The organism is Nocardia jinanensis, assembly GCF_014645735.1.
In the GTDB taxonomy this organism is placed as follows: domain Bacteria; phylum Actinomycetota; class Actinomycetes; order Mycobacteriales; family Mycobacteriaceae; genus Nocardia; species Nocardia jinanensis.
Window position 1 is genome coordinate 12,186 of sequence record NZ_BMMH01000015.1, and the last position, 26,092, is coordinate 38,277.

The 26,092-nt window shown below is 68.2% G+C and carries 25 protein-coding genes and 1 tRNA gene; 13 read left to right on the plus strand and 13 right to left on the minus strand.

Features of this window, described 5'->3' with window-relative positions; all coding sequences use genetic code 11:
* Nucleotides 1-28: 28 nt before the first annotated feature.
* Nucleotides 29-844 carry a DUF1266 domain-containing protein gene (locus IEY68_RS27075; protein ID WP_058853358.1) on the minus strand — a complete coding sequence of 272 codons (816 nt, stop codon included), beginning with the start codon at nt 842-844 and terminating at the stop codon, nt 29-31.
* Nucleotides 845-947: 103 nt separating this feature from the next.
* Between IEY68_RS27075 and IEY68_RS27080 the strand changes: the two genes are divergently transcribed.
* From IEY68_RS27080 to IEY68_RS27095, 4 genes are all read left to right on the plus strand, one after another.
* On the plus strand, nt 948-1,202 hold the full coding sequence (locus tag IEY68_RS27080) for a DUF2277 domain-containing protein (protein WP_058853359.1): 255 nt from the start codon (nt 948-950) through the stop codon (nt 1,200-1,202).
* Nucleotides 1,203-1,327: 125 nt separating this feature from the next.
* Nucleotides 1,328-2,920, plus strand: a complete 1,593-nt coding sequence (locus tag IEY68_RS27085) for an aldehyde dehydrogenase family protein (RefSeq protein ID WP_082681131.1) — start codon at nt 1,328-1,330, stop codon at nt 2,918-2,920.
* A 148-nt stretch (nt 2,921-3,068) separates the two neighbouring features.
* Nucleotides 3,069-3,902 carry an SDR family oxidoreductase gene (locus tag IEY68_RS27090; RefSeq protein WP_062998203.1) on the plus strand — a complete coding sequence of 278 codons (834 nt, stop codon included), beginning with the start codon at nt 3,069-3,071 and terminating at the stop codon, nt 3,900-3,902.
* A 418-nt stretch (nt 3,903-4,320) separates the two neighbouring features.
* Complete coding sequence (locus IEY68_RS27095; protein WP_058853361.1) at nt 4,321-5,205, plus strand: LysR family transcriptional regulator; 885 nt, start codon at nt 4,321-4,323, stop codon at nt 5,203-5,205.
* 52 nt (nt 5,206-5,257) lie between these two features.
* Here the strand turns inward: IEY68_RS27095 and hpt are convergent, their stop codons facing one another.
* From hpt to IEY68_RS27115, 4 genes are read right to left on the minus strand one after another with little or no spacing between them, the layout of a single operon-like run.
* On the minus strand, nt 5,258-5,821 hold the full coding sequence (gene hpt, locus IEY68_RS27100; protein ID WP_058853362.1) for a hypoxanthine phosphoribosyltransferase: 564 nt from the start codon (nt 5,819-5,821) through the stop codon (nt 5,258-5,260).
* 1 nt (nt 5,822) lies between these two features.
* Nucleotides 5,823-6,785 carry a tRNA lysidine(34) synthetase TilS gene (gene tilS, locus IEY68_RS27105; RefSeq protein ID WP_373293019.1) on the minus strand — a complete coding sequence of 321 codons (963 nt, stop codon included), beginning with the start codon at nt 6,783-6,785 and terminating at the stop codon, nt 5,823-5,825.
* Nucleotides 6,786-6,845: 60 nt separating this feature from the next.
* Nucleotides 6,846-7,958: an Rv3626c family coenzyme F420 biosynthesis-associated protein gene (locus tag IEY68_RS27110; RefSeq protein WP_082681132.1), complete on the minus strand. Its 1,113-nt coding sequence runs from the start codon at nt 7,956-7,958 to the stop codon at nt 6,846-6,848.
* 14 nt (nt 7,959-7,972) lie between these two features.
* Entirely contained in the window at nt 7,973-9,457 is a 1,485-nt protein-coding gene (locus IEY68_RS27115; protein WP_062998211.1) for a D-alanyl-D-alanine carboxypeptidase/D-alanyl-D-alanine-endopeptidase, read from the minus strand.
* Nucleotides 9,458-9,649: 192 nt separating this feature from the next.
* Between IEY68_RS27115 and IEY68_RS27120 the strand changes: the two genes are divergently transcribed.
* A complete protein-coding gene (locus IEY68_RS27120) occupies nt 9,650-10,138 on the plus strand; it encodes an inorganic diphosphatase (protein WP_058853364.1) in 489 nt (162 codons plus the stop codon).
* Between the two features lie 229 nt (nt 10,139-10,367).
* Here IEY68_RS27120 and IEY68_RS27125 read toward each other — a convergent pair whose 3' ends face one another.
* Nucleotides 10,368-11,189, minus strand: a complete 822-nt coding sequence (locus tag IEY68_RS27125) for a crotonase/enoyl-CoA hydratase family protein (RefSeq protein WP_058853365.1) — start codon at nt 11,187-11,189, stop codon at nt 10,368-10,370.
* Nucleotides 11,190-11,349: 160 nt separating this feature from the next.
* Between IEY68_RS27125 and IEY68_RS27130 the strand changes: the two genes are divergently transcribed.
* The 4 genes from IEY68_RS27130 to IEY68_RS27145 all read left to right on the plus strand — a co-directional run bounded on the left by IEY68_RS27130 (nt 11,350) and on the right by IEY68_RS27145 (nt 17,904).
* On the plus strand, nt 11,350-11,823 hold the full coding sequence (locus tag IEY68_RS27130) for a YbaK/EbsC family protein (protein ID WP_058853366.1): 474 nt from the start codon (nt 11,350-11,352) through the stop codon (nt 11,821-11,823).
* Nucleotides 11,824-11,894: 71 nt separating this feature from the next.
* Nucleotides 11,895-12,455 (plus strand): flavin reductase family protein, encoded by a 561-nt coding sequence (locus IEY68_RS27135; protein WP_058853464.1) that lies wholly within the window; start codon nt 11,895-11,897, stop codon nt 12,453-12,455.
* Between the two features lie 143 nt (nt 12,456-12,598).
* The gene (locus IEY68_RS27140; RefSeq protein ID WP_058853367.1) at nt 12,599-16,540 is read left to right on the plus strand and encodes a Pls/PosA family non-ribosomal peptide synthetase; all 3,942 of its coding nucleotides are present in this window, start codon (nt 12,599-12,601) and stop codon (nt 16,538-16,540) included.
* Nucleotides 16,540-17,904: a M1 family metallopeptidase gene (locus IEY68_RS27145; RefSeq protein WP_058853368.1), complete on the plus strand. Its 1,365-nt coding sequence runs from the start codon at nt 16,540-16,542 to the stop codon at nt 17,902-17,904. Before IEY68_RS27140 ends, IEY68_RS27145 begins: the two co-directional genes overlap by 1 nt.
* Here the strand turns inward: IEY68_RS27145 and IEY68_RS27150 are convergent.
* Entirely contained in the window at nt 17,889-18,077 is a 189-nt protein-coding gene (locus IEY68_RS27150) for a hypothetical protein (protein ID WP_058853369.1), read from the minus strand. The genes IEY68_RS27145 and IEY68_RS27150 overlap by 16 nt on opposite strands.
* A 16-nt stretch (nt 18,078-18,093) precedes the next feature.
* Nucleotides 18,094-18,582, minus strand: a complete 489-nt coding sequence (locus tag IEY68_RS27155) for a DUF2752 domain-containing protein (RefSeq protein ID WP_229719045.1) — start codon at nt 18,580-18,582, stop codon at nt 18,094-18,096.
* A 243-nt stretch (nt 18,583-18,825) separates the two neighbouring features.
* Here IEY68_RS27155 and IEY68_RS27160 point away from each other — a divergent pair, with 243 nt between their 5' ends.
* Both IEY68_RS27160 and IEY68_RS27165 read left to right on the plus strand, forming a co-directional pair.
* The gene (locus tag IEY68_RS27160; protein WP_058853370.1) at nt 18,826-19,878 is read left to right on the plus strand and encodes an alpha/beta fold hydrolase; all 1,053 of its coding nucleotides are present in this window, start codon (nt 18,826-18,828) and stop codon (nt 19,876-19,878) included.
* Between the two features lie 135 nt (nt 19,879-20,013).
* A complete protein-coding gene (locus IEY68_RS27165) occupies nt 20,014-20,934 on the plus strand; it encodes an NADP-dependent oxidoreductase (RefSeq protein WP_058853371.1) in 921 nt (306 codons plus the stop codon).
* Nucleotides 20,935-20,999: 65 nt separating this feature from the next.
* Here the strand turns inward: IEY68_RS27165 and IEY68_RS27170 are convergent, their stop codons facing one another.
* On the minus strand, nt 21,000-21,473 hold the full coding sequence (locus IEY68_RS27170; protein ID WP_058853372.1) for a hypothetical protein: 474 nt from the start codon (nt 21,471-21,473) through the stop codon (nt 21,000-21,002).
* 56 nt (nt 21,474-21,529) lie between these two features.
* A complete protein-coding gene (locus IEY68_RS27175) occupies nt 21,530-21,931 on the minus strand; it encodes a DUF4267 domain-containing protein (protein ID WP_156426028.1) in 402 nt (133 codons plus the stop codon).
* 86 nt (nt 21,932-22,017) lie between these two features.
* Between IEY68_RS27175 and IEY68_RS27180 the strand changes: the two genes are divergently transcribed.
* The gene (locus tag IEY68_RS27180; protein ID WP_058853373.1) at nt 22,018-22,617 is read left to right on the plus strand and encodes a TetR/AcrR family transcriptional regulator; all 600 of its coding nucleotides are present in this window, start codon (nt 22,018-22,020) and stop codon (nt 22,615-22,617) included.
* A gap of 12 nt (nt 22,618-22,629) precedes the next feature.
* Here the strand turns inward: IEY68_RS27180 and IEY68_RS27185 are convergent, their stop codons facing one another.
* Nucleotides 22,630-23,028 (minus strand): DUF1304 domain-containing protein, encoded by a 399-nt coding sequence (locus IEY68_RS27185; RefSeq protein WP_373293023.1) that lies wholly within the window; start codon nt 23,026-23,028, stop codon nt 22,630-22,632.
* Nucleotides 23,029-23,254: 226 nt separating this feature from the next.
* On the opposite strand from IEY68_RS27185, the gene IEY68_RS27190 reads away from it, so the two are divergent.
* On the plus strand, nt 23,255-24,547 hold the full coding sequence (locus IEY68_RS27190; protein ID WP_189094514.1) for a lipase family protein: 1,293 nt from the start codon (nt 23,255-23,257) through the stop codon (nt 24,545-24,547).
* A 181-nt stretch (nt 24,548-24,728) separates the two neighbouring features.
* Here IEY68_RS27190 and IEY68_RS27195 read toward each other — a convergent pair.
* Nucleotides 24,729-24,804 (minus strand) — tRNA-Thr (locus tag IEY68_RS27195).
* A gap of 57 nt (nt 24,805-24,861) precedes the next feature.
* A complete protein-coding gene (locus tag IEY68_RS27200) occupies nt 24,862-26,052 on the minus strand; it encodes a DNA polymerase III subunit delta' (protein WP_058853469.1) in 1,191 nt (396 codons plus the stop codon).
* Nucleotides 26,053-26,092 lie beyond the last annotated feature (40 nt).

Genomic DNA, 26,092 nt, shown 5'->3' on the forward strand with positions numbered 1-26,092 from the left:
CGTCACCGCGGCCGGCCGCGGTGACGGATTACGACAGGCCGATGCGACGCCACGGGCTGTTCGGGCGGAGCCAGAGGCGCATCAGCTCCAGCCGGCGATCGACGCCACCGTCCTTCAGTTCGGCCAGGTCCTCGCAGGCCTGCCAGTAGGTCCAGCCGGTGAGGTAGGCATCGCCGAACTGCCGCCAGTTGCGGTATTTGCGCTGGGCCAGCGGGAGCGCCCGGGCGAGGTAGTCCCACGCCACATCGTCTTCGATATAGCCGGCCGTGTAGGACATGCGCGCCACGGCGACCACTCGAGCCAGGTCCCACGCGTGGATATCGGCGGGCAGCGGCCGGGACAGATGATCGGTGAAGCCGATCTTGATCGCCTGGGACCAGATGTCGTAGTCGCGGACCAGCGCCTCGGAATTGTCGATACCCCGGAACGAGGCGACCTGCCGCAGGAAAGCGCGATGCCGATCGGCGCGTTCGCCGAAACGATCCCGCTCGCTGGCGTTCAGCGATGCGGTGACCAGCGGATGTACCAGGGCGTACAGCGGGGCGTGCATACCCTCGAGCAACTGCTCCATGGACGCGCGGGCCTCGGTGCCGTCGGTGATCCCCCAGGCGCCGGTGAGGGTATCGATGGCCAGTTCACGCCGATCGCCGAGCGGATGATCGCGTTCCGGTCCGAGCACGAGCGAGTCGTGGAAGGCGTCCCAGCGCGCCGAGTAGAAGGCGCCCAGCGACAACGCGCGCAGGCGGTCGTCCTCGATCTGCGCGCCGGACCAATGGTCTTCCTCGCGCTTGTCGAGCTCCGGATAGGGAAAGGGAATCGGCGTGGGCAATCCGGCAGCAGCCATACGGTGAGTCTAGGACTTGCAGCCCCCCGCCGGTCCGTGCAATGTATTTTCACATTTTTTCCTTGGCCTGTCACCGGCCCTGTTCCGGGGCTAATGTGCATCCATGTGTAGAAACATCACCGTCTTGCGAGGTCTGGAACCCGCCGCTACCGAGCAGGAGATCTATGCCGCCGCACTGCAGTACGTGCGCAAAGTCGGTGGGCTGTCCGGGTTGAGTTCGGCTACCAAACCCGCGGTGGACAAAGCCGTCGCCGCTGTCGCGGCCGCCACCACCGAACTGCTCGCCGAATTACCCGACCGCCGGGTGCCCCCGGCAACCGAGCCGCCACTGCGCCGGTTGGCTCGCGAACCCCAGTAGATCCCGGCATCGGACACCGCGACCGGGCGCGGTGTCTCGCACAGTGTGTCACGATCGAGCCGGTGAGCTGATTCACACATCGATCAGCCACAGCGGTTCCGAGCACGACGCAGTGGGAGAACGCAGTGACCAAAACCGAATCGGGACAACCCGAAAGCACGGCGAAAACCGTGGACCCGCCCGCGGACTCGGAGATCCGAGTCCTGAATCCCGCCACCGGCGAGGTGGTCGGCTCGGTACCGGATACGACGGCCGAGCAGGTCGTCGCGGCCATCGCAGAGTTGCGCGAGCATCAGCGCGCATGGCAGGCCATCGGCGCCGACGAGCGCAAGGAATGGCTGCTCGAACTCCAGGACTGGATCATCGACAACACCGAGGTGCTGGCCGATGTTCTGCAGTCCGAGACAGGTAAACCGCGGGTCGATTCGCTCATCGACCCGATCTTCGGCAGTGATCTCATCGGCTACTACGCGCGCCGCGCCGCGAAATTCCTCGCCGACGAGCATCCCGCCCCGCACAGTCCGCTCGCCCGGGTCAAACGGCTGACCACGGTATTCGAGCCGTATCCGGTGGTCGGCGTGATCACCCCGTGGAATTTCCCGCTGGCAATGCCGCTGCTCGATGTGATCCCGGCGCTCGCCGCCGGCGCCGCGGTGATCTTGAAACCCTCCGAAGTGACTCCCCTGTCCGCGCTCGAACTCGCCCGCGGCTGGGCCGAGATCGGCGCTCCCCCGGTGCTGTCCGTCGTCACCGGCGCGGGAGCCACCGGCGCGGCGGTGGTCGAGCACGCCGATTACATCCAGTTCACCGGATCCACCGCGACCGGCCGCCGGATCGCCGCCGCCTGCGCGACGCGGATGGTCCCCTACAGCCTGGAACTGGGTGGAAAGGATCCGGCGATCGTGCTCGCCGACGCCGACCTCGACCGCGCCGCGCACGGTATCGCCTTCGGCGGCATGTTCAACTCCGGGCAGGTCTGCATCTCGGTGGAGCGGGTCTATGTGGAGGCGCCCGTCTACGACGAGTTCGTCGCGAAACTGACCGCGAATGTCAAGGCCCTGCGACAGGGTCGCGATGATCGCACGCCGCGCAACGATGTGGGCGCCATGGCCAACGAGAGCCAGGTCGGCATTGTCGCGCGGCATATCGACGAGGCGGTGGCCGCCGGTGCGAAGGTCCTGACCGGCGGCAAACGAACGGGTGTCGGTACCTTCTTCGAGCCCACTGTGCTGGTGGACGTGGACCACAGCATGTCGTGTATCTCCGAGGAGACCTTCGGGCCGACCCTGCCGGTGATGAAGGTGGCCGACGAGGCGGAGGCGATCCGGCTGGCCAACGATTCTGTGTACGGACTGTCTGCGACAGTGTGGACCGGGGACAAGGCTCGCGGCGAGCGGGTGGCGCGGGCGCTGAACGCGGGCGCGGTCAATATCAACGACGTCTTCGCCAACCTGTTCAATTTCGCGCTCCCGATGGGCGGCTGGGGCGATTCCGGTGTCGGCGCCCGCTGGGGCGGCCCGAACGGGGTGCGCAAATACTGCCGGGCCAAGGCGATCACCGCGCCGATGCTGCCCACGCAGGAACGTGAACTCACCTGGATGCCCTACGACCTCAACAAGATCCTGATCGGGCTCGGCGCCATGCGCGCGGCCGGAGCGCGCGGAATGCGCCGGATAGATATCGGTGCACTGCTGCGGCTCAAGGGAGACAACCGATGAGGCGATACCGCGATACTGCGATACCTCCGCCTTCGCTGCGGCCTCCGCGGACCGTATGTGTCGGTTTCGAGGGAGGCGCCCTGATGCGATATCTCCGCGCTGGCTGCGGCCTCCACGGACTGTATGGAATTGCGCCAAGGGAGGAATCGTGAGCAAGATCGAATCCATTCGGGGCAAGGTCGTGGTCATCACCGGCGGTGCCCGCGGTATCGGCCTGGCCACCGCCGTCGCCCTGGAGAAACTGGGCGCCCTGATCGCGATCGGCGATATCGACGAGAAAACGGTCAAGGAATCGGGTACCGATCACGATTTCGAGTACTACGCGCGCCTCGATGTGACCGATATCCAGTCCTTCACCACATTCCTCGACGATGTGGAGCGCGAGGTCGGCCCGATCGATGTCCTGATCAACAATGCCGGCATCATGCCGACGGGGCGGCTGGTCGACGAAACCGACCAGATCACCAGGCGGATCCTGGACATCAATATCTACGGCGTGATCCTGGGTTCCAAGATCGCGCTGGCCCGCATGCTCGCGCGCGGGAAAGGGCACATCATCAATATCGCCTCGCTCGCGGGTGAGACGCATATTCCGGGCCTGGCCACCTACAACGCCTCCAAGCACGCGGTGCTCGGGTTCACCGATACGCTCCGCGAGGAGTATCGGGGCACCGGTGTGGCCTTCTCGTCGGTGCTGCCCACGCTGACCAATACCGAACTCGGTTCCGGGGTGGCGGCGCCGAAGGGCCTGCCCGCGGCAGAGCCGGAGGAGATCGCCGCGGCGGTGGTCCGGCTCATCACCAAACCGCGACCGAAGGCGCGGGTCACCCGTGCGGCGGGCGCCATGTCGGTGTTCGTGAACCTGCTGCCGCAGTCGGCGGGCGACGCGCTGGGCCGATCGATGGGGTCGGGCCGGGCCTTCCTCGACGATGTGGATGCGGAGAAGCGCCGGGCCTATGAGGAGCGTGTCCGGGGCGACTGACACCCTGCCGTAGGCATCTCGCCGCGGTCCGCCGGCGGCGGACCGCGGCGTTCGCTTGTGCGCCGACGAGACCGTACCGAAACTCTATTGTGATCAACGTCACTTGACGTGCATAGTCGAGAAAAGACCGGCGCGGAACGCACCCGCGCGACCGTCCCCGGGGCGAACCGGGATTCCATCGGCCGAGGTGACAGCACGCGCTGGATGAACAGCCCTACCACGACAAACGCCGCATATTCTACGTTGCATCGTCCGGCGGCGGCTCACTGTCGGCGATACGAAGAACTCATGGTGCACATCACCGCGCCACCCCATAAGCTGTCACTAACAAACCTGCTGACTGTTTCAGACCTGTTATGCGGACCCGCTGAACAAATTAGGGCTGGAAATTCGGCAACGATTCTGATAGCAAGGTGCTATGGACCCGCATTTGCGCGATCTGCGGTATTTCGTCGCCGTCGCCGAGGAACTGCACTTCACCAACGCCGCCCAGCGGCTGCACATCGCCCAACCGACCCTGTCGCGCCAGATCCGGCAGCTGGAACGTCAGCTCGATGTGGTCCTGTTCGATCGCAACCAGCGCAGTGTCGCGCTCACGGTTGCCGGTAAGGAACTGCTCAGTGGCGCCCGCAAGATCCTGGAACTCTGGGAGACCACCAACAGCTCGCTCCAGGAGGCGGGCGAGGTGCTGCGCGTAGGACTGCAGTCGACGCTGGGCCGCGGGCTGCTGCACGATCTCGAGAGTGCCAGCGGCCATCGACTGGCGCTGCACCCCGCCGCCTGGACCGATCCCTCGAGCGGGCTCGGCGGCCGCCAGGCCGACCTGGCGCTGGTCTGGCTCCCGCTACCCGACCCGAACCGCTACCGCTGGCAGGTACTACGCACCGAGCGCCGCTGGGTGCTCCTGCCGGAGAACCATCCGCGCGCCGGTCAGGAAATGATCGATTTCGCGGACCTGCTCGACGAACGGTTCATCGCACTGCCCGCCGAAGCCGGCGCGGTCCGTGATTTCTGGCTCGGTAACGACGCCCGCAACGGTCGTCCCGCCACCATCGGTGCGGAGGCCGCCACACCTGAGGATCGGCTCGAAGCCGTCGGGCTGGGCCTGGGGCTGTGCCTGCTCGCCGAGAACAACGTACCCATGTACCGCTGGCCCGGGCTCACCGCGCGGCCGGTCACCGGACTGCCGCCGTGCGAACTCGCGGTCGCCTGGCGCGCCGACGACACCCGGCCGACCATTCTCGAATTCGCTCAGCGGGCCGTTTCCGGCGGTTTCGCCGCACCGCCCGCCATCCCGGCCTGATATCACCGAATCCCGGTGGGTAGGTGGGCACGCCCGCCTACCCACCGGTGGTTCAGGCCAGTTCGCCGCCGTAGACCCGTGGATGCAGAGTGCCGATATAGGGCAGATCCCGATACCGCTCCGCGTAATCGAGTCCGTAGCCGACGACGAACTCGTTCGGTATGTCGAATCCGACATTCGCGACCTCGACCTGGGTGCGCAGCGCGTCGGGTTTACGCAGCAGGGTCACCACCTCGAGCGAGGCCGGGTTACGGGTGGAGAGGTTGCGCATCAGCCACGACAGCGTCAGACCCGAGTCGATGATGTCCTCGACGATGAGCACATTGCGGCCGGCGATGTCCTTGTCCAGGTCCTTCATGATGCGCACCACGCCGGACGACGACGTGGACGATCCGTAGGACGAAACGGCCATGAACTCCATCTGAGTCGGTATCGGCAGAGCCATGGCCAGATCCGTCATGAAGAAGATCGCGCCCTTGAGCACACCGACCAGCAGGAGATCACCCTCCGGTGAGTCGGGTGGGTACCGCTTGGCGATCAGTTCGGCCAGTTCGCTGACCTTCGCCGCGATTTCTTCTTCGGTGATCAGCACCGAATCGATATCGTCCCCGTACACGTCAACTGGTTTCCCTTCGGTCTCGGCGCTCCCGATCGGTGCGGGCAAGTGTCAGCCTGCCATGCTCGCGAATCACGACCAACCGGGTCCCCCGCTCACCGCCGCCCACCGCGACGCCGCCCTGTCCGCGCCAGGCCACCACCAACTCGTCGATTCCGCGGAGATGTGGTCCGCTCACCGCCGGTACGCCCGCTGCCAGCAGCCATGCGCGCACCGCCCGGCGGCGCACCGCCGGAGCCGCCCCCGCCAGTACCTCGCACACCGGTGCCCCGGCCCCGGCCCGCAGCAGCAGCTCACCGGCGAATCCGTCGAGGGCGGTGTTGTCGTCGCGCAACTGTTCGGCCGTCCGTGCCAGCGCGAGCGCCGCGGTGCCCCCGAGCACGTCTTCGAGCAGCGGTAACACCTCGGTGCGCAACCGTACCCGGGTGAACTCCGGTGCACTGTTGTGCGGATCCTCGTAAGGGGTCAGGCCGAGGTCGGCACAGAACTGCCGGGTCGTTTCCCGGCGGACCCCCAGCAACGGCCGGCCCCACGGGGCGTGGTCCGGGGCCATTCCCTGGATAGAACGGGCGCCCGACCCCCGTCCGAGGCCCAGCAGCACGGTTTCGGCCTGATCGTCGAGAGTGTGGCCGAGCAGCACCGGCAGACCCGCGCGCGCATCGTCCAGCGCCGCGTAGCGCGCGGTCCGCGCCGCGGCCTCCATCCCGCCGGACCCGGTCACCTCGACGGGCAGCACCCGCGCCGTGCGGCAGCCGAGCGAACTCGCCGTGGCCGCCGCGGTGGCCGCCACCGCGTCCGACCCGGCCTGCAACCGGTGATCCACGACAAGCGCGTGTACTTCCGCGGATTCGGCGAGCGCGGCGGCGGTGAGCGCAAGGGAATCCGCTCCGCCCGACAGCGCCACGGCCACCCGCCCGTCCTCGGGCCCGAACCTGGCCAGCCACGCCCGGAGCGCTTGCCGCACACCTAGTACCGCAGATGTCTCCGGTAACCGGATCGGCCGCTGTTCGGCGGGGCGCACCGCTCAGTCCAGGACCCGGGCGATCCAGCGCCGCGGTTCGTCGATCTCGTCGGTCCGCGGCAGCGTGTCCGCATCGGTCCACACCACGTTGAACCGCTCCATCCCGACGGTGCCCACCACCTCGTCGACGAAAGCCTTGCCGCGCACGTACTGCGCTACCTTCGCGTCGATTCCCAGCAGCGCCCGCAGCAGGCGCTGCACGGGATTCGCGGGACGGGTACGGCGCCTGTCGAATGCCATCCGGATCTGCTCGACAGACGGCACGACACTCGGTCCCACCGCGTCCATCACATGATCGGCATGCCCCTCCAGCAGGGTGCCCAGCAACAGTAATCGGTCCAGCGCCGCACGCTGTTCCGGTGGCTGGGTCGCCCGTAACAGTCCCACCACGCCGCGGGTGGCGGGGTCCTCGGAAGCCTGCCCGCTGCGCCGCAGCTTCACCTCGGTGAGCAACCGGGACAGCATCTCGGTAGTCGCCTCGTCACCGATCTCGCCGAGCACCTCGACGTTGTCCCGCATGTACCCGGCCAGCCAGGGCGAGGCCGAGAACTGGACCCGATGACATACCTCGTGCAGGCAGACCCAGAGCCGGAAGTCGCTCGGCGCGACCCCCAACACACGCTCGACCCCGACGATATTGGGGGCCACCAGCAGCAGCGTGCCGTCGGGGCCGGTGAACGGGTCGTACTGACCCAGGATCGCGGTGGACAGGAAGGCCAGCATGGCCCCCACCTGCACGCCGGCCGGTTTGCCGGTGAGCAGACCGGACTTTGCCCCGGTATCGGTGCCGGTCAGCTGAGCCATGGAATCGGCCGCCGCGGCGATCCAGCCCGGCCGGTCGACGATCCGGGCCGCGGGTACGGGCTGATCGTCGAGCAGGCCGGTCACCGCCCGTACGGGAACCTCGGCGCGTACCGAGGCCTCGATGAGTTCGGCCACCGCCTGCTCCGCGAGAGGCCGGGGAGTCCGCGGCCCTGCCGGTACCAGCGCGGCACCGGTACGGGCCGCCCAGCGCCAGTCCACCGACCCCGAGAAAGTACGTCGCTCGTCGTCGGATCCGTCGCCCGCGGCCACTGTCCGGGCGGCGGGCCCGTCCGGACCTTGTCGAATCGTCATGCGCCCTCCAGCCGTCAGGAACATCCACAGTTGCGCAACGTGGCCGCGACGGCGTCCAGCGCGGGCCGGCTGACCTCCGGCGGCCGATCGCTCGACATCAACGTGAAGGTCAGGACCCGGCCGTCACGATCCAGCACGTAACCAGCCAACGTACTGGCCACCGACAGAGTTCCGGTCTTGGCGCGCACCCACCCGGCACCGGCCTGGTTCTGCATGACATATCGGCTGCTCAGCGAGCCGGTGCCACCCGCGACCGGCAAATAGTCCAGCATCGGTACCAAACGGCTCGACAACGTGTCGGCGGCACCGTCGGGCTGGGTCTGCCGGCCCGCGCCCGCGCCCAGTGGCGGTGCGAGCGGGGCGGGCGCGGTGGTGGTCGGCTCGGTTTCCGGTTCGGGCCCGGCCGCGGTGTGCAGGATCTGGTTCAGCAGCCGTGCCGGTATGCGGTCGTCCACCGAAAGCCCGCTGCAGTCGAACATCGTCACACCGGTCATATCGAAGTTGTGCTCGGCCAGTACCGCCGCCACCGCGGCCGCCGCCCCTTCGAACGACATCGGGCGCCCGGTGGCCTGCGCGACCTCCCGGCCGATGGTTTCGGCCAGCACATTGTCCGAATAGACCATCATGTCGCGCAGCCGGTCCCGCAGCGGCGCCGAGGCGACCTCACCCAGCCGCTTGGTGCCCTGCGGTGCGGTGCCGAGACGGACCTTGGCGGGGTCGAGACCGAGTTCGGTGGCCAGCCGCCGGCCCACATCCAGGGCCGGAGTCCCCGACCGCGGTGAATACTCGCCGGCCGGATCGAGCCGGCCGCCGTCGAGCATCACCGGTTCGAGCGGTGCGATGGAACCGCCCGGGATATCGATCGGATCCCAGCCGCGCGCCATGGTCTGGCCCGAATAGACGGAGGTGTCCACCACGATCGTGTCGGCCCGGATATCGGCATTACGCACCTGATCGGCCAGATCCAGCAGACTCGCGGCGCCCGGATAATAGCCCTCACCGCCCGGCTGCGCGGTGAGTGTGGGATCGCCCGCGGCCAGCAGCGCGATCTCGTTCGGCGACGAACCCGCCACGACCTTGGTCTGCACCCGCTGATCGGCGGGCAGCGCCAGCAGCGCCGCCGCGGTGGTCATGATCTTGGCGGTGGACGACGGCACCCGCGGCTCGTCGGCGCGTTCACTCCACAGGACGGTGCCACTCGCGGCATCGGTCACCGATCCGGCGAAACCACCCAGATCGGGGCTCGCGACCACCGGACCGAGCGCCGCCGCGATACCCGCCGCGCTCGGCGCCGGAGCGGTGTCCGGCGCCGGAGCGATATCCGGGGAAACGCTGACCGGAGCGGGCGGCGCGGCGATGGTGAGGCCACCGTGCCGGAACTCCGGCGTCCACGGTTTCAGAATCGCGGCGGCCACCGCCGCCGCACCGGCCAGCACCGCCAGCACGATGATCAACCATGTCCGTACGCCGCGGCGCCGGCGCCTGGCCGAACCATCCATACCGCTGCCGCCCTGCACCACCACGTTGCCCGTCTTCTCCCTTGTCCCCAGCTATCACACCCGAGCCCCCGCTGAACCCATGTGCCCGCCGACAACAATATCGGTGTTCGGCTACCGTTCTCGGCGAACAACCGGGTGCGCCGGCGAGGCCGGGCACCACGGCGCATCGTGAGAGCAGCGAAAGGAGCTGGCGTGGAGTTCGACGTCACCATCGAGATCCCCAAGGGTTCACGCAATAAATACGAGGTCGATCACGAAACCGGGCGCGTACGCCTCGACCGGTTCCTGTACACCTCCATGGCCTACCCGGCCGATTACGGCTACATCGAGAACACCCTCGGAGAGGACGGCGATCCGCTGGACGCGCTCGTCCTGCTGCCCGATTCGGTGTTTCCGGGCGTAATCGTCGAAGCGCGCCCCGTCGCCATGTACAGGATGACCGACGAGGCGGGCGGCGACGACAAGATCCTCTGTGTCCCGGCCGGCGACCCCCGCTGGGACCATATCCAGGACCTCACCGATGTCCCGGAGTTCGAGCTGGCCGCGATCAAGCACTTCTTCGAGCGGTACAAGGACCTCGAGCCCGGCAAATTCGTCAAGGGCTCCGAATGGGTGGGCCGGGCGGAAGCCGAAGTCGAGATCCAGGCTTCGTTCAAGCGTCTCGAAGAGCAGGGGCACTGAGTTTTCGGCGCCGCCTGCGGCGCCGCGGGGGTCGAGGCCCCTCAGTCTCGCCGTTCAGACCTCGAGACTCGCGCTTCGAGGCCTGAACGGCGAGACGGCCTCAACCCTTCGAGGTGTCTCGTAGAACTCGACTCATGGGTTGCGTCGGCATTCGACGTCCTGGCCGGCCTGCGGACCCACACGCACCGCAATGCGTTACCCCCAGCCACCCCGCGGCCGGGCGACGCGCTCACCTCCCTTTGTACTCCGGGGCCCGCTTCTCGAAAACTGCCTGGACGGCCTCTGTCAGGTCCTCCGACGGCAGGAAGGCCGCGTTCCAGGCCGAGACGTAGCGCAGACCCTCGGTAACCGCCGCGGCGTTGCGCTGCCCCAGCACGTCCTTCACGCCCCGGACCACCAGCGGCGGGTTCGCGGCGATTTCACGGGCAGTCGCGTGCGCCGCTTCCAGCACCGCTTCCGGATCGGCGAAGACATCGTTGACCAGCCCGATTTTCTCCGCCCGCGCGGCGTCGATGTCCTTGGCCGTAAAGGCCAGTTCCCGCAGATGACCCTCCGAGATGATCCCGGGCAGCCGCTGCAACGAGCCCACATCCGCCACGATGGCGACCTTCGCCTCGCGCAGGCTGAACTTGGCTTCCGCGCTGGCGTAGCGGATATCCGCGGCGGCGATCAGATCGAGCCCGCCGCCGATGCACCAGCCGGAGATCGCGGCGATCACCGGTTTACGGCATTCGGCGACCGCGGTGATCGAGGCCTGCAGGCGGCGGACATCTGTGAGGAAATCGGTGCGCGGCGCGGCCAGCGCGCGGTCGGCCATCAGCGGGCCGAAGGTGCCGCTCATCGCGGGTAGGTCCAGGCCGTAGGAGAAGTGTTTGCCGGATCCGGTGAGCACGATCGCCCGGATCGCGGGGTCGGCGTCGAGGCCGCGAAAGATCTCCGGCAGCTCCCGCCAGAAATCCGGGCCCATCGCATTACCTTTGCCCGGCCCGGTGAGCGTTACGCGGGCGACGTGATCATCGGTTTCTACGGTGAAGGCCTGCCAATCTGTCATCTGCCCAGCCTAATGGGGACGGGATCGGCGACGACCGCCGTGCACCGGACCGGCCGGGCTCCACCGGCCGCGGCTCGGACGAGAGGCCGGCCCTGTCCGGTCAGTGGGTATCCATCGGTAATCGGGCGCGAGACACCGCGGATCGCTCTACCCTGTGCCCATGCGCAGGTCGCTTCCACAGATAACCTGCCGGGTCTCGGATACCTTGATCGCCCGTGGTCACCACGGGCTGATCGTCACCGCGCCGGAATCGGCGACCGGTCCCGTCGAGACCGCCGAGGCGCTCGAGGTGGAGCTCGCGGCATTGGTGCATTCGCAGGTCTTCCTACTGGGTGACGACCCGATCCTGCTACTGGTCTCGGCGGTACACCGGGTGGATACGGAACGTACCGGCGCGCGCCTGGACGGACCGCTGATCCCGGCGCCGCCCCATCTGGTAGTGCGGTACACCGGGCAGCTCCCGGGCAGTATCGCGCCGGTCGGACATCCGGCGAACCTGCCCACCTGGGTGGATTCGGGGCTCTCGGGCCATCGGGAACTGTGGGCCGCGGGCGGTAGTCCGGGCACTGTCTTCCGCACCTCGTACCAGGAGCTGCTGCGGATCACCGCGGGGCTTTCCCTCGACCTGGACTGACCTCGACGGCCGCCTCCCGGACAGTGGACCAGATCGCTCCGGCGACCGGATCCGGGCGTAGCGTCGGCGAAGTGACCGAAGTACCACGGCCCGATACCGGAATCCGGATCCCCGATGACCTCAGCGGTATCACCGCCGAGCAGTATCGCGCCTCGATGCGCCACTACCCGTCCGGGGTCACCATCGTGACGCTCGGTTCGGCCACCGGTCCGGTCGGCTTCACGGCGACCTCGTTCGCCTCGCTCTCGCTGGACCCACCGCTCGTCTCGTTCAATATCAGCGATACGTCTTCGAGCCTGGCGGCCCTGACCGCCGCCGACTCCGTCGTCATCCATTTCCTGGGTGAACACCAGCGCCATCTGGCGCAGCGTTTCGCCCGGTCCGCCGCGCACCGGTTCAGCGACCCCGCGCTGTGGAGCGCCCTCGACACCGGCGAACCGGTGCTGCACGGCACCCCGCTCTGGTTGCGCACCACGGTGGAGCAGCTCATCCCCATCGGCGACCACACTTTCGTAGTGGGCCGGGTGGTCCGGGTGCACGACGACACCGACGAGGAAGCCTCCGCCGCGCCCCTGCTCTACTACAACGGCCGGTACTACCGGCCCACTCCGCTCGCCGACGACATCGACTAGCACACCCGCGACTGCCCCGCTGACGTCGAGTGTTACGAATCGCCGAGTAATCTGGTCACCCGGTCGACCGCTGTTTGCCGTGCGGTAACCCTCGTATGAGACAACCAGTCCGTCGGCTGGGCGATGGAAGGTGGACCGGACACATGCGGTCGCAGGTGCGAACGGAGAGCACGCTGAGGCGGGCCGAGGCGGCGCCACCGGCGCGCACCCTTGTCGATATCGTCGCCGAGACGGCGGCGGCGTATCCCGACGCCCCCGCCATCGCGACCACGGACCGGACCCTGACCTACGCCGAACTGCGCACCGAGATCGAGGTCTCGGTGCGGGACCTCGCCGCCGCCGGGGTACGTCGCGGCGACCGCGTGGGAGTCCGGATGCCCTCCGGCACCTGGGAGCTCTATCTCACGATCCTGGCGGTATTGCACGCCGGCGCGGCATACGTCCCGGTGGACGCCGACGATCCGGAGGAGCGGGCCGAACTGGTCTTCACCGAAGCACGGGTAACCGCCGTGGCGACGGCCGACGGTATCGGTCCGGCCGCCGGCCGAGTCGTCTCCTCCGATGCCCCGAGTGACGGCGATCGGGCAATCGACGGGCGATCCGTCCGGCCACCCACGGTGGACGACGATGCCTGGATCATCTTCACCTCGGGTTCCACCGGCACACCCAAGGGCGTCGCGGTGACCCACCGCAATGCGGCCGCCTTCGTCGACGCCGAGGCCCGCCTTTTCCTCCGGGACACTCCGCTCGGCCCGGGCGACCGCGTCCTGGCCGGGCTGTCGGTCGCCTTCGACGCCTCCTGTGAGGAGATGTGGCTGGCCTGGCGACACGGCGCCTGCCTGGTACCGGCCCCGCGCGCCCTGGTCCGCACCGGCGCCGACCTCGGCCCGTGGCTGGTCCGGCAGGGCATCACGGTGGTTTCCACCGTCCCGACCCTGGCCGCGACCTGGCCCGCCGAGGCACTGGAATCGGTGCGACTGTTCATCTTCGGCGGCGAGGCGGTCCCCCCGGAACTGGCCGAACGTCTCGCCGACCCCGACCGCGAGGTGTGGAACACCTACGGTCCCACCGAGGCCACCGTGGTCGCGTGCGCGGCCCTGCTGGACGGAATCGGTCCGGTGCGGATCGGTCTGCCCCTGGACGGCTGGGATCTGGTGGTGGTCGACGCGGACGGCGCACCTGTCGGCGAGGGCGAAACCGGAGAGCTGGTGATCGGCGGGGTGGGCCTGGCCCGCTATCTCGACCCGGCCAAGGACGCCGAGAAGTACGCGCCCATGGAAACGCTGGGCTGGGACCGCGCCTACCGAAGCGGAGATCTGGTCCGCAATGAAGAGGCCGGGCTGATATTCCTCGGCCGGGCCGACGACCAGGTGAAGATCGGTGGCCGCCGGATCGAACTCGGTGAGATCGACAATGCGCTGCAGCACCTTCCGGGGGTTCGCGGCGCGGCCGCCGCGGTCCGAACCACGGCGACCGGGGCGCCGGTGCTGATCGGCTACCTCACCGGTGTCGCGGAGGACTACGACCTGGCCGCCGCCCGCACACTGCTGGCCGGAAAACTCCCGGCTCCGCTGATTCCACGCCTGGTACTCGTCCCCGAGCTACCCACCCGTACCTCGGGCAAGGTCGACCGCGATGCACTGCCCTGGCCGCTCGCCGACGCCGACAGCGGGACCGACCACGGGCTCACCGGAACCGCTGCCCGGGTCGCCCAGCTGTGGACCGATGTCCTCGGCGCCGAGATCACCGGCGCCGATGCCGATTTCTTCGCACTCGGCGGTGGGTCGCTGTCGGCCGCACAACTGGTCACCGCTTTGCGCGCGCGATATCCGCAGGTCACGGTCGCCGATGTGTACGACCATCCGCGACTCGGGGCATTGGCCGAACTACTCGACCAGAGCGCCCCGGTGGCCGCCGCCGAAACGCGTCGGGTCCGTCCGACACCGCCGTCCGCCCAGTGGATCCAGGTCCTGGCCACGGTGGCCCTGACCACGCTGACCGGGTTGCAGTGGGTCACCTGGCTCGCCGTCGCGTCCGGGGTCGCCGCATGGTTCGATCTGCTGCCCTGGCTGCCGCGCCTGTCCTGGTGGTGGACCGCGCTGCTTTTCCTGGTCTTCATCACCCCGCTCGGGCGGATGGCGATCTGCGTGCTGGGCGCCCGGACCCTGCTGGCGGGCGTGCGACCGGGCAGTTATCCGCGCGGCGGCTCGGTACACCTGCGGCTGTGGGCGGCGGTCCGGCTGTCGGAGGCCAGCGGAGCGGAGAACCTCTCCGGCGCCCCGTGGATGGTGCCGTTCGCGCGCGCCCTCGGCGCGAAGGTGGGCGAAGGCGTCGACCTGCACACCCTTCCCCCGGTGACCGGCATGCTCGAATTGCGTGACGGATGCAGTGTGGAGCCCGAGGTCGACCTGTCCGGCTACTGGATCGACGGCGATACCGTGCATATCGGGTCGATCGTGGTCGGCAAGGGCGCGGTGGTCGGCGCGCGATCAGTGCTGCTGCCCGGCACGAGAATCGGGCGCGACGCCGAGATCGCGGCAGGTTCCGCGGTGGCGGGAAAGGTGAAGGCCGGACAGGAATGGGCCGGTTCACCGGCGGTGAAGGTCGGAAAGGCCCGGCACCGCTGGCCCGCGGAGACACCGGAGCGTGCGGTGCACTGGGTCCTGGCCTTCGGGATCGGCTCGCTGGCGCTGGGGGCGCTGCCACTGTTCGGACTCGCGGCGGGTCTGGCCGTGATCACCTGGGGTATCCGGGATACCACGGATATCGCGGCCGCCCTGCTGCCCGCGATCCTGTGGTTACCGGTCGCCACTGCCTTCAGTCTGGTGGTCTACGCGGTCGCGACCGTGGTCGCGGTGCGGCTGCTCAGTATCGGCCTCGTCGAGGGCTATCACCCGGTGCGCAGCCGGGTGGGCTGGCAGGTCTGGGCCACCGAACGCCTGCTGGATTCGGCCCGCACGTTCCTGTTTCCCCTCTACGCCTCCCTGCTCACCCCGGTCTGGCTGCGCCTGCTGGGCGCGAAGGTGGGCAAACGGGTGGAAGCCTCCACGGTACTGTTGCTGCCCAAGTTCACCACCGTCGCCGACGGGGCCTTCCTGGCCGACGACACCATGATCGCCAGTTACGAACTCGGCGGCGGCTGGCTGCATATCGGCGAGGCCAAGGTCGGTAAACGCGCGTTCCTGGGCAATTCCGGTATGGCCGCGCCCGGTCGGCGGGTACCCAAGAACGGCCTGGTCGCTGTGCTGTCCGCGGCACCCACCAAGGCGAAGGCGGGCTCATCCTGGCTGGGTAGTCCGCCGGTCCGGTTGCGCCGGGCCGCGGGTACCGCCGATACCGACCGCACCTTCGATCCGCCGCTGCGGCTGCGTATCTTCCGGGCCGCCTTCGAGACCTGCCGGCTGGCAGCGGTCGTGGTGACCTTCGCCATCGGCGTCGGGGTTCTGCTGACGCTGGCCCAGCTGGCCGATCGTTTCGGGTATCCGGCGGCGGCGTTGCTCTCGGGTGTGGTGCTGATGGTCGCCGGTGCGGTGGCCTGCGCGAGCGCGGTCACGGCGAAATGGGTTCTGATCGGCCGGATCCGCGCCGGCGAACATCCGCTGTGGAGTTCGTTCGTGTGGCGTAACGAGGTATCGGACGCGTTCGTGGAGACTGTCGCGGCGCCGTGGTTCGCCCGCGCGGCAACCGGTACGCCCGTACTGAACCTCTGGCTGCGCGCGCTCGGCGCGAAAATCGGCGCCGGGGTATGGTGCGAGTCCTACTGGCTTCCGGAGGCAGACCTGGTGACACTCGGCGACGGCGCGACCGTGGAACGCGGCTGCGTAGTGCAGACCCACCTGTTCCACGACCGCATCATGGCCATGGACACCGTAACCCTGGAACCCGGCGCCACCCTCGGACCACACTGTGTCGCACTGCCCGCCGCCACCCTCGGCGCGGCCGCCACCGTGGGTCCGGCTTCCCTGGTGATGCGCGGCGATACCGTCCCGGCTTCCACCAGATGGTGGGGCAATCCGATCGCCCCCTGGATCGGACCGGTGACCGAACTCGACTCCGACCCGGCCGAAGAGGAGACGGACAGCTGATGGGGAGCAGGTTCTACGACGCCCCCATCGACGACTATCTACCGCAGAACGGCAACCGGGGCTATCGGGTATCGCGGTACGAACTGGACCTGAACTACAAGGTCGCCAGCAACCGGCTCGCCGGGCGAGCGGTGATCACCGCCGTCACCACCGCCGAACGCCCGCGCTTCTCCCTCGATCTCTCCCAGGCCCTCCCCGTTTCGAAAGTACTGGTCAACGGCAGTAAATCCGTCAAATACACCCATCAACGCGGAAAGCTCACCGTCACCCCGCGCGAGCGCATACCCGCGGGTGGGATCCTGCAACTGGTCGTGCAGTACGCCGGTGCGCCCAAGCCTGTTCGCGGCCCCTGGGGCGAGGTCGGCTGGGAGGAGCTCACCGAGGGATCGCTGGTGGCCAGCCAGCCCAACGGCGCCGCGTCCTGGTTCCCCTGCGACGACCATCCCAGCTCCAAGGCGAGCTACCGGATCTCCATCACCACCGATACGCCGTACTACACCCTCGCCAACGGCGAACTGGTCGGCAAACAGACCAAAGCCGGTCAGACGACCTGGGTCTACGAGCAGACCGAACCGATGGCGAGCTATCTGGCCACCGTGCAGATCGGGCGCTACCGCAGACACCAACTGACCGACCGTAACGCCCCGGTCCCGATCCACGCGGTGCTGCCCACCTCGCTGCGCGCCGCCTTCGATCACGATTTCGCCCGGCAGCCCGAGATGATGGCGGTGTTCAGCGACCTGTTCGGCCCGTACCCGTTCCAGAGCTATTCGGTGGTGGTCACCGAGGACGAACTCGAGATCCCGATCGAAGCGCAGGGGATCTCCGTTTTCGGCGCCAACCACTGCGATGGCCGGCGCGGCGCCGAACGCCTGGTCGCGCACGAACTCGCACACCAGTGGTTCGGCAACAGTCTCACCATCCAGCACTGGTGCGATATCTGGTTGCACGAGGGTTTCGCCTGCTACGCGGAGTGGATCTGGTCGGAGGCCGCGCACGGGCCGACCGCCGATCAACTGGCCCGCGCGACCTGGCACACCCTGCACCGGGAGCCGCAGAACATCGTGATCGGCGACCCGGGTCCGACCCTGATGTTCGACGACCGGGTCTACAAACGCGGTGCCCTCACGCTGCACACGCTGCGGCTCGAACTCGGCGATACCGCCTTCTTCCGGCTCATCCGCGATTGGACCGCCCGCCACCGCCATGCCTCGGTCTCGACCGAGGAGTTCACCGATCTGGTCGGCCACTACAGCGTGACACCGATGCAGCCGCTGTGGCAGGACTGGCTGTATTCCGAACCGCTGCCGCCTTTGCCGCCGATCGGTGGCAACGCGCGGCACTGGGGTCAGAACACCAGGTAGCGGCCCGCGAGCTGTTCGATCAGCGGATCGTCCTCGGCGACACTGTCCAGCGCGTCGAGGTCGGCGATCACCGCGATGAGTCGCGGATCCTCGGGTTGCCCACTCATCGGGCCGTCCTCGGCCAGTTGCCGCCGCAATTTGTCGCGTATCCGGTCCTTGAGTGAATCGCGCATCTGTTGGCCTCGTCTCTCAGACCGGCGTCAGCCAGGTGCCCCAGGGGGTGTTGCGCAGCACCGTGTATACCGCGATCGAACCGAGCAACGTCCACATAGTGACGCTGCCGATCCCGGGCAGGCGCGGACCATCGCCACGCCACGCACGGATCACCCAATCACCCACCCACAACGCGTAGAGCGCGAGCACCGGCAGCGCCAGCAGGTTGCTGTGCAGGGAGTCGACGATATGTCCCTCGGTCAGGTTGTGCACTGCACGCATACCCCCGCAACCGGGGCAGTACACGCCGAACAGACCATAGACCGGGCACAAGCCGTACGAGCCCTCGACATGCGGATCGCGCACGTGCAGCAGCAGCACCGCCGCCGCGGCCGCGGCCGCCGCCGCACCCGGCAGCAGAATGCCGCGCCACCCGGCCGTCCACCTGCCATTGTTCGACCCGTCCGCCACCGGAACCCCTGGGTCCACCAGCTCGCGCGGTTCGGCTGCGTCGGAGTCGTTCACAGCTCTCACGGTAGTCGCGGCGCCGGGGTTGACGCCACAACCACCGGAGGTGCTTGCTCCGTTTCCACAGCTCCAGGTATAGAACTTCCGCCGAATGGGCACTCTGGGCTAACAGTGGCCCGTGCCGCACCGATATTCGGGACAACAAAAACATCCCGGAAGACGCGTACCGGAATGGCGCTTGCTCTTGTAAGCACCCAGCTTGCAGAGCTACCGTGTCAGCAGGCACAAAGGAGTGTTCTGATGCTGGTGAAGTCGATAACCGCGCTCTCGCAGGCGCACGAAGGCGCGCTGACCGCCCCGTACCGAGCTACGCTGCGCGCGCGCCGATTCCGATCGGCGCACTACAACGCGCCGGCCGCCGTTCCCGAGATCGTCGGAGTGACCACCGCCGACGGCGCCCGTCTGCGAGTGCATTCCTACGGTCCCGCCGATGCCGAGCCGATCGTGCTCGTCCACGGCTGGAGCTGCTGTATCGAATACTGGCACCCGCAGATCAACGCCTTCGCCGACCGCTACCGCGTGATCGCCTACGACCAGCGCGGCCACGGTGACAGCACCCTCGGTCGCGCCCCACTCGGCGACCGCACCCTCGCCGATGATCTCGCCACCGTCCTCGACGCGACCCTGCGGCCGGGCCAGAAGGCTCTGCTGGTCGGGCACAGTATGGGCGGTATCACCCTGCAGGCCTGGGCGGCCCGCCATCCCGAGCAGGTGGCCCAGCGCGCCCGCGCGGTCGTCCTCGCCAACACCACCTCGGGCAATATCCGCTACGACACCGATCTGCTGCCCCTGCTGAACAAGCCGATCAGCGTCGGAAATCAGCCGCTGACCCTGCTCGGGTCAGCGATCCGGCTGCCGATGATCGTCGCGGAGTCCATCCTCACGACCCCTCTCCCCTTGCCCGGCGGCTGGGCGGCCCGGGAGATCCTCAAGGAACGCATCATGGCCCGCGGCGCCACCAACGAGCAGGCCGATTTCGCCCTGAACATCGTGCGCTCGTGCCGCCCGCTGGCGCGCGGCCGGCACGCCGCGATCCTGGCGGACCTGCAACTGGGCGCGGCCGCGGCGAATCTGACCGTACCCACCACTATCATCGCCGGTCGCTATGACCGGCTGCTGCCGGAACGGATGTCGCGGCTCATCGCCGACACCATGGAAGCAGCCGGGCACCGGCCGGACTACCAGGTCTGGCCCACTGGTCACCTGGGCAATATCGAGCGGATCGACGATTTCAACACCGAGCTCACCGCCATCCTGAACCGCACCAGCTCCCGGTCTGCGGCCGCGGGCTGAGCGGAAGTCCCCGAGTCCGGTCAATGTCGCCCGGCTCGGCGGACCCTGCGTACCCGGCCGGGCCGCCGGCAGTAGGAATTTCGGCTGCGGCGCGTCGTTGCACGAAATAACGACCGCAACCGATAGGACTGGACTATGCGCGCAGCGACCTACGACCGGTACACCACCGACAACAGCGATGTGCGAGTTCGTGACCTGCCGAAGCCGAAGGTATTCCCCGGGTCGGTTCTGATCGAGGTCCGCGCGGCCGGGGTGAACCCGGTCGACTGGAAGCTGATGTCGGGCGCGCTGGACGGTCTGATCGACGCTGTCTTCCCGGTGGTGCCCGGCTGGGACGTCGCCGGAATCGTGGTCGAAACAGGTATCGACACACCCGAATTCGAGGTCGGCGCCGAGGTGCTGGCCTACGCCCGCAAGGACGTGCTCCAGGCCGGGACCTTCGCCGAACTGGTCGCCGTCGAGGTCGCGCATGTGGCGCGCAAACCGGCCGATCTGCCCTGGGAGCAGGCCGGGGCGCTGCCCCTGGCCGGCGGAACCGCCCTGCGCACCCTCGATCTCCTCGAGGTGACCGGCGAGGATACGGTTCTGATCCACGCCGCGGCCGGTGGTGTGGGCAGCCTGGGTGTACAGATCGCCCGTGCCCGTGGGGCCCGGGTCCTGGGTACCGCGTCCGAGCGCAATCATGATTTCCTACGTGACCTGGGTGCCGAACCGGTGGCCTACGGGGACGGCCTGATCGAACGTATCCGCGAACTCGCCCCCGACGGCGTCCAGGCGGTAGCCGATTTCGTGGGCGGCCAGCTCGACACCACGCTGGCGGTGCTGGCCCGGGACGGACGGCACGCTTCGATCGCCGACGGTTCGGTGGCCGAGCACGGCGGACATACCGTTTGGGTCCGCCCCGACGGCGCTCATACTCAGCGGCTCGCCGACCTCGCCGCCAAAGGCGATCTCACGGTCCCGGTCACCGCGACTTTCTCCCTCGAGGAGATCGCCGACGCGTTCGCCGTCGGCCAGTCGGGCCACACCCGCGGCAAGAACGTCATCGTGCTCTGATCTCGGGATACATCGGGTGCCCGGGCGGGAAGGTCCTCCGGCCCGGGCCACTGTTCCGATACATATCAGGCCGTTGCGATGGCGACCACCAGCGCGATCAATACGACCATCTGCAGGCCGACCCGCGGGTAGAGGATGCTGTCCCATCGGTCCTGCAGTGCGCGCGCGTCCGGCGGAATGATTCCGGACTGCGCCGCCGCCTTCTGCGCGTTGTTGACCGGCTTCGCGATCCGCGCGTAGAGAACCAGCCACACTGCGAGAGCGAGTACGGCCAGACCCGCCGCGACAGCGGGCACGGCGTATCCCGCCGCTGCGGCCAGGACCGCAGCGATCAAGGCACTCACCAGCCCGGTGATACCGACCGGTGGCATCCGGAGATCGGCGTAGTAGTGGCCCCATCCCGCACTGAGGGTCATGGTGGTGTCGTCGAGCCGGCGGTTGACCGATCGCATGACCAGCGCGGCAAGGGTATCGGTGCCGTAGACGACGGCGTTGGTGAGTACCGCGATCGCGGCGAGTATCTGAATCGACACGGACATGGTGATGGTCTCCTGAATTTCGCGGATCTCGGCTGGTAGAGGTCGATATACGGCAGTTAGGCCGGGGCCGGGTTACGGGGTTCGCGAACGAGCAGCACGCCGGTGAGCCCCACCAGCACAGCGGTGAGGCCGTGGACTCCGAACGCGGTGGCGGTGGAACCGCCATAGGACAGCACGGTGGTCATATCGCCGAGCGGGATCAGCGCCAGCGCGAGCATGGTGACGCCGAGGGCGAATCGCTGTCCGAGCGCCAGCAGCACGAGGACGAGGATGCCGGTCACGGTGTCCCGTACACCTTTGAGATTCATGAAGGCCACCGCGTCGCCCGTCGGCCACTCCGGCAGTCCGAATCCGGTGGCGATCGACTCGGGAGCGATCAGGTAGTTGATCCCGATGTAGAGGATGAACGCGGCCCCGAGCAGCGACAGTGCGGTGGCGATACGGCGAGTGGTGATCATGGTTGCTCCGAAATCTAGCAGTGCTACGTATTGGAGCGACACTAATCTAACTCGGCTACCTTGTCTAGCGGTGCTAGGATTTTTGTATGAGTGTGCAGAACAGGCGGGAACGGGAACGGGCCGAACGCCATCGGCTGATCATCGATACGGCCCGGGAACTGGCGGAAACAGAAGGCTGGGACGCGGTCACCGTCCGCAAGCTGGCCGACCGGATCGAATACAGCCAACCCGTGCTCTACAGCCATTTCACGGGCAAACGCGCCATCGTCACCGCCGTCGCGGAGGACGGAATCGCCGAACTCGCCGCCAGACTGCGCCACGCCCGGACAGCCGCCGGCACCGATTCCGAGGCGCTGGCCGCACTCGCGCGCGCCTACAGCGAATTCGCCGCCGAGCGACCCGCCGTCTACGACGCCATGTTCGCCATGTCCACCGATCTGCGATTCGGCCCCGGTGCTCCGCAATCGCTACAGGACGCGTTCGCCGAACTGGTCGCCGTACTGGCCCCCTTCGCCGGTGACGACGACGTGGAGTCCTTCACCGAAACCGGCTGGAGCGCACTGCACGGACTGGCCACCCTCGAACGCCGCGAGCGGTTGCGCCCGGGGCTCCGGGAAGACCGGCTGGCGATTCTGTGCCGACTGCTGGAGCGGGGCCGGGTACCGGACTCCGCGCAGGGCACATGACCTACGCCGAGATCACCCGGTGAGCGCCCAGATCACGCCGAGCACCACCGTCACCAACGGTGCCGCACCCTGTTTCACCGCCGCCGCGCGTTTGTCCGGAGACGAGAACAGCAGGACGATAGCGGCACCCAGCATCGCCCCTGTTCCCGCGAAGATCAGCGCCGCCCCGATACCCCGGTCACCGGCCGACGCGACAATGATCCCCACACCCGCGATGATCGCCAGGAACAGGTTGTAGAAGCCCTGGTTGTAGGCCAGTTCACGGGTCGCCGCGGCCTCTTCGGCAGTGGTGCCGAATACGCCCCGCGCCGCCCCGGTCCACGCGAACGATTCCAGGTACCAGATGTAGACGTGCAGCAGCGCCGAGACCGCAGCGAATATTGCAATGGCGATGAGCACGATCACCGACATTAGTCGACGAACCACCCCGATCAGCGGTTATCGCCGCCCGCGCAATTCGCCCGGCGGACCGGCGGTTCGTTGATTCGCGGACCCGGGTGCGTTTCAATGCAGCGGCGTTCGAAAAGACATGCTCGCTGTTCAGACTTCTGCACACACGTCGGACCGCGCCTGCTCCCGGTTGTTCCACAAGTGCCGCGCGGTAGCGCCCGGTGCTCGCCGGGGAACGGAGTCGACCATGAGGACGATCGCATTCGGTTCCGGAGCCTGGCCGCGACTGGGCCGGGCGCTGGTTACCGCGGCACTGCTGTTCACCGGCGGTATATCGGCCGCCCCGGCCGCGGCGCAACCCGCCTCGCCGCCCCCGGCCGCGGACCCTTTCTATACCTACGACCAGCCCCTCACCACCACCGCTGCGGGCGCGATCCTGCGTTCCCGGCCCGCACCGTTCGCCTTCGCCGATCTATCCACACCCATCAACAGCACCCAGGTGCTCTACCGGACGACGACCCAGCAGAACACGCCCACATCCACAGTCGCCACCGTGCTCAGCCCGCTCATCCCCGGCCCCACGCGACTGCTGTCATATCACACGGCCTACGACGCGCTCGGCTCCCAATGCAATCCCTCCTACACACTCACCGGTCACGCCGACAACCGCGGCGCCATTGCGGAACAGGCTGTGATCGCCGGCTACCTCGCCGCCGGGTACACCGTCGTGGTGCCCGATTACGAGGGACCGGACCTGGAGTGGACCATCGGCCGGCAGTCCGGCTACGCCGCCCTCGACGGTATCCGGGCCGCCGAACAGATTCTGGGACTGCCCGCTTCGACGCCGGTCGCGATGACCGGATACTCGGGTGGATCGGTGCCCAGCGAATGGGCCGCCGAACTCGCCCCGCACTACGCCCCCGAACTCGCCCTGATCGGCGCCGCCGCCGGCGGGCTGCCCGTCCACCTCGCCCACAACCTCCCCTATGTCAGCGGCAGCACCGACTGGGCCGGCGTCATCCCGGCCGTAGTCGTCGCGTACCGCCGCGCCTACGGGATCGAGACCCCCGCCTTCCTCTCCGAACGCGGAGCCCAACTCGTCGACGCCGTGGAGACCCTCTGCATCGGGCAGTTCGCCGCGAAGTACCCCGGGCTCACCGACGCCGAAATGGTCCGCCCACCCTACAATTCCCTGCTCGACGTCCCCGGAGCCGCGGCCGCCGTCAACGACAACATCATGGGCACCGCCGGCACACCCACTGTTCCCTTACTCCTCGCTGTCGGCCGGAGCGACCCGATCGGCGACGGCGTGATGGTCACCCGCGATATCGAAGGCCTCGCCCGCCAATACTGCGACCGCGGCGTCCCGGTGACCTACGCCCAGTACGACCGCCGCGACCATGCTGTCGCCTTCGCCGCTTTCCAAGCCCAGGCCGCGCAGTTCCTCGCCGACCGGTTCAGCGGCGCGCCACCCACGACCAACTGCGTATCCGTCGGCCCGGGCAACTCCCTCGCGCCCGTTCCCGTCCCGGCCGGGTGAGAGGCCGAACCGCCCCATATCCTCGGCACCCCGACCGACGGAGGACCCGATACCCCGGATAGTTCCTCACGCCCCGGGGAAACTACTCGTGCCAGGCCCTCCCCGAACAATGATGGGGATGCGGCGGGCCGTTCGACTGTCGTCAGAGATGTCGTCACCGGCCCCCGAACCCGGGGAAATGTGGAGCCGCCTAGGAGAATCGAACTCCTGACCTTTTCATTACGAGTGAAGCGCTCTACCGACTGAGCTAAGGCGGCGTGCCTTTCGGCGTGGCGAGTCTATCGTCTCCGGCCTGGGAACGCGAAAACGTGTGGTCAGGAGGTTTCGGCGATGAGGGTGGCGATCATCGCGGCTACCGCGAAACGGGGCTTGACGTTCCGGTCGATGGCGTCGCGGCAGGCGAGGATGGCGTCGATGGAGCGGAGCAGGCCCTCGGGGCGGACCCGTTTCGCCAGCTCGCGGGCGCGGTCGGACATATCCGGGTGGGTCATGGTGATGCCGGCGGGGTCGCCGAAGCTCACGGCGAGAGCGTCGCGGTAGAGACCGGCGATATCGAGGAGGGCGCGGTCCAGAGCATCGCGGCCGGTGCGGGTGGCGCGGGATTTCTGGCGGCGTTCCAAATCCTTGAGAGCACCTGCCGAACCGCGAGTGGCGCCGGCCGCGCCTTTGCCGGTGCCACCGGCACCCAGAGCGGTGGCGAGTTCGTCGCGCTCGTGCTCGTCGCGTTCGGCGCTGAGCTGTTTCGCCTCGTCGTCGGCGGCTTTCACCAATTCGTCGGCCGCCGGGTAGCCGGTGCCGCGGGTGACCGCCGCTACCAGGTCGAGGGCGCGGCGGCGGCGGTCACGGGCCTCGTCGTCGGTGGCGAGGCGCCGTGCGCGGCCGATATGACCGCCGCTCACGCCGGCCGCCCACTCCGCCGTTTCCGAATCCAGTCCGTCGTGTTCCCGCAGCACCCGGGCGATCGCGGCGGCGCCCGGGGTGACCAGGTGCACGTGCCGGCAGCGGGAGCGCAGCGTGACCGAGATGTCCTCCGGATCCACCGACGGGGCGCACAGCAGGAACACCGTCCGTTCCGGTGGTTCCTCCACCACTTTGAGCAGAACATTGCCCGCGGCCTCGGTGAGCCGGTCGGCGTCCTCGATCACCACCACCTGCCAGCGCCCGGTGCTGGGGCGCCGGGCCGCGATCTGGACGATCCCCCGCATCTCCTTGGTCGAAATGCTCAGGCCTTCGGGAACCACACGACGGACATCCCCATGGGTTCCGGCCATCGTCGTCGTGCAGGCGTGGCAGCGACCGCAACCGGGCTGTTCGGTATCGGTGCACTGCAGCGCGGCCGCGAAGCACAGCGCGGCCATCGAACGGCCGGACCCGGGCGGGCCGGTGAACAGCCACGAATGGGTCATCGCGCCCTCGGCGATCCCGGTTCGGCCCGCGATCGCGGCGGCGGTCAGGTCGGCCGTTACCGAATCCTGACCCACGAGACGCTCGAAGACACCCACCACGTTCACACCCTAACCGTTGCTCGGAGCGCCGTCCTCAGCT

Excerpts from the sequence above, each read along its gene's own strand:
- IEY68_RS27075 (WP_058853358.1), bottom strand. The coding sequence starts at position 844 with ATGGCTGCTGCCGGATTGCCCACGCCGATTCCCTTTCCCTATCCGGAG.
- IEY68_RS27080 (WP_058853359.1), top strand. The coding sequence starts at position 948 with ATGTGTAGAAACATCACCGTCTTGCGAGGTCTGGAACCCGCCGCTACC.
- IEY68_RS27095 (WP_058853361.1), top strand. The coding sequence starts at position 4,321 with ATGGACCCGCATTTGCGCGATCTGCGGTATTTCGTCGCCGTCGCCGAG.
- IEY68_RS27110 (WP_082681132.1), bottom strand. The coding sequence starts at position 7,958 with ATGACGATTCGACAAGGTCCGGACGGGCCCGCCGCCCGGACAGTGGCC.
- IEY68_RS27115 (WP_062998211.1), bottom strand. The coding sequence starts at position 9,457 with ATGGATGGTTCGGCCAGGCGCCGGCGCCGCGGCGTACGGACATGGTTG.
- IEY68_RS27125 (WP_058853365.1), bottom strand. The coding sequence starts at position 11,189 with ATGACAGATTGGCAGGCCTTCACCGTAGAAACCGATGATCACGTCGCC.
- IEY68_RS27130 (WP_058853366.1), top strand. The coding sequence starts at position 11,350 with ATGCGCAGGTCGCTTCCACAGATAACCTGCCGGGTCTCGGATACCTTG.
- IEY68_RS27140 (WP_058853367.1), top strand. The coding sequence starts at position 12,599 with ATGCGGTCGCAGGTGCGAACGGAGAGCACGCTGAGGCGGGCCGAGGCG.
- IEY68_RS27145 (WP_058853368.1), top strand. The coding sequence starts at position 16,540 with ATGGGGAGCAGGTTCTACGACGCCCCCATCGACGACTATCTACCGCAG.
- IEY68_RS27150 (WP_058853369.1), bottom strand. The coding sequence starts at position 18,077 with ATGCGCGATTCACTCAAGGACCGGATACGCGACAAATTGCGGCGGCAA.
- IEY68_RS27160 (WP_058853370.1), top strand. The coding sequence starts at position 18,826 with ATGCTGGTGAAGTCGATAACCGCGCTCTCGCAGGCGCACGAAGGCGCG.
- IEY68_RS27165 (WP_058853371.1), top strand. The coding sequence starts at position 20,014 with ATGCGCGCAGCGACCTACGACCGGTACACCACCGACAACAGCGATGTG.
- IEY68_RS27170 (WP_058853372.1), bottom strand. The coding sequence starts at position 21,473 with ATGTCCGTGTCGATTCAGATACTCGCCGCGATCGCGGTACTCACCAAC.
- IEY68_RS27175 (WP_156426028.1), bottom strand. The coding sequence starts at position 21,931 with ATGATCACCACTCGCCGTATCGCCACCGCACTGTCGCTGCTCGGGGCC.
- IEY68_RS27180 (WP_058853373.1), top strand. The coding sequence starts at position 22,018 with ATGAGTGTGCAGAACAGGCGGGAACGGGAACGGGCCGAACGCCATCGG.
- IEY68_RS27185 (WP_373293023.1), bottom strand. The coding sequence starts at position 23,028 with ATGTCGGTGATCGTGCTCATCGCCATTGCAATATTCGCTGCGGTCTCG.
- IEY68_RS27190 (WP_189094514.1), top strand. The coding sequence starts at position 23,255 with ATGAGGACGATCGCATTCGGTTCCGGAGCCTGGCCGCGACTGGGCCGG.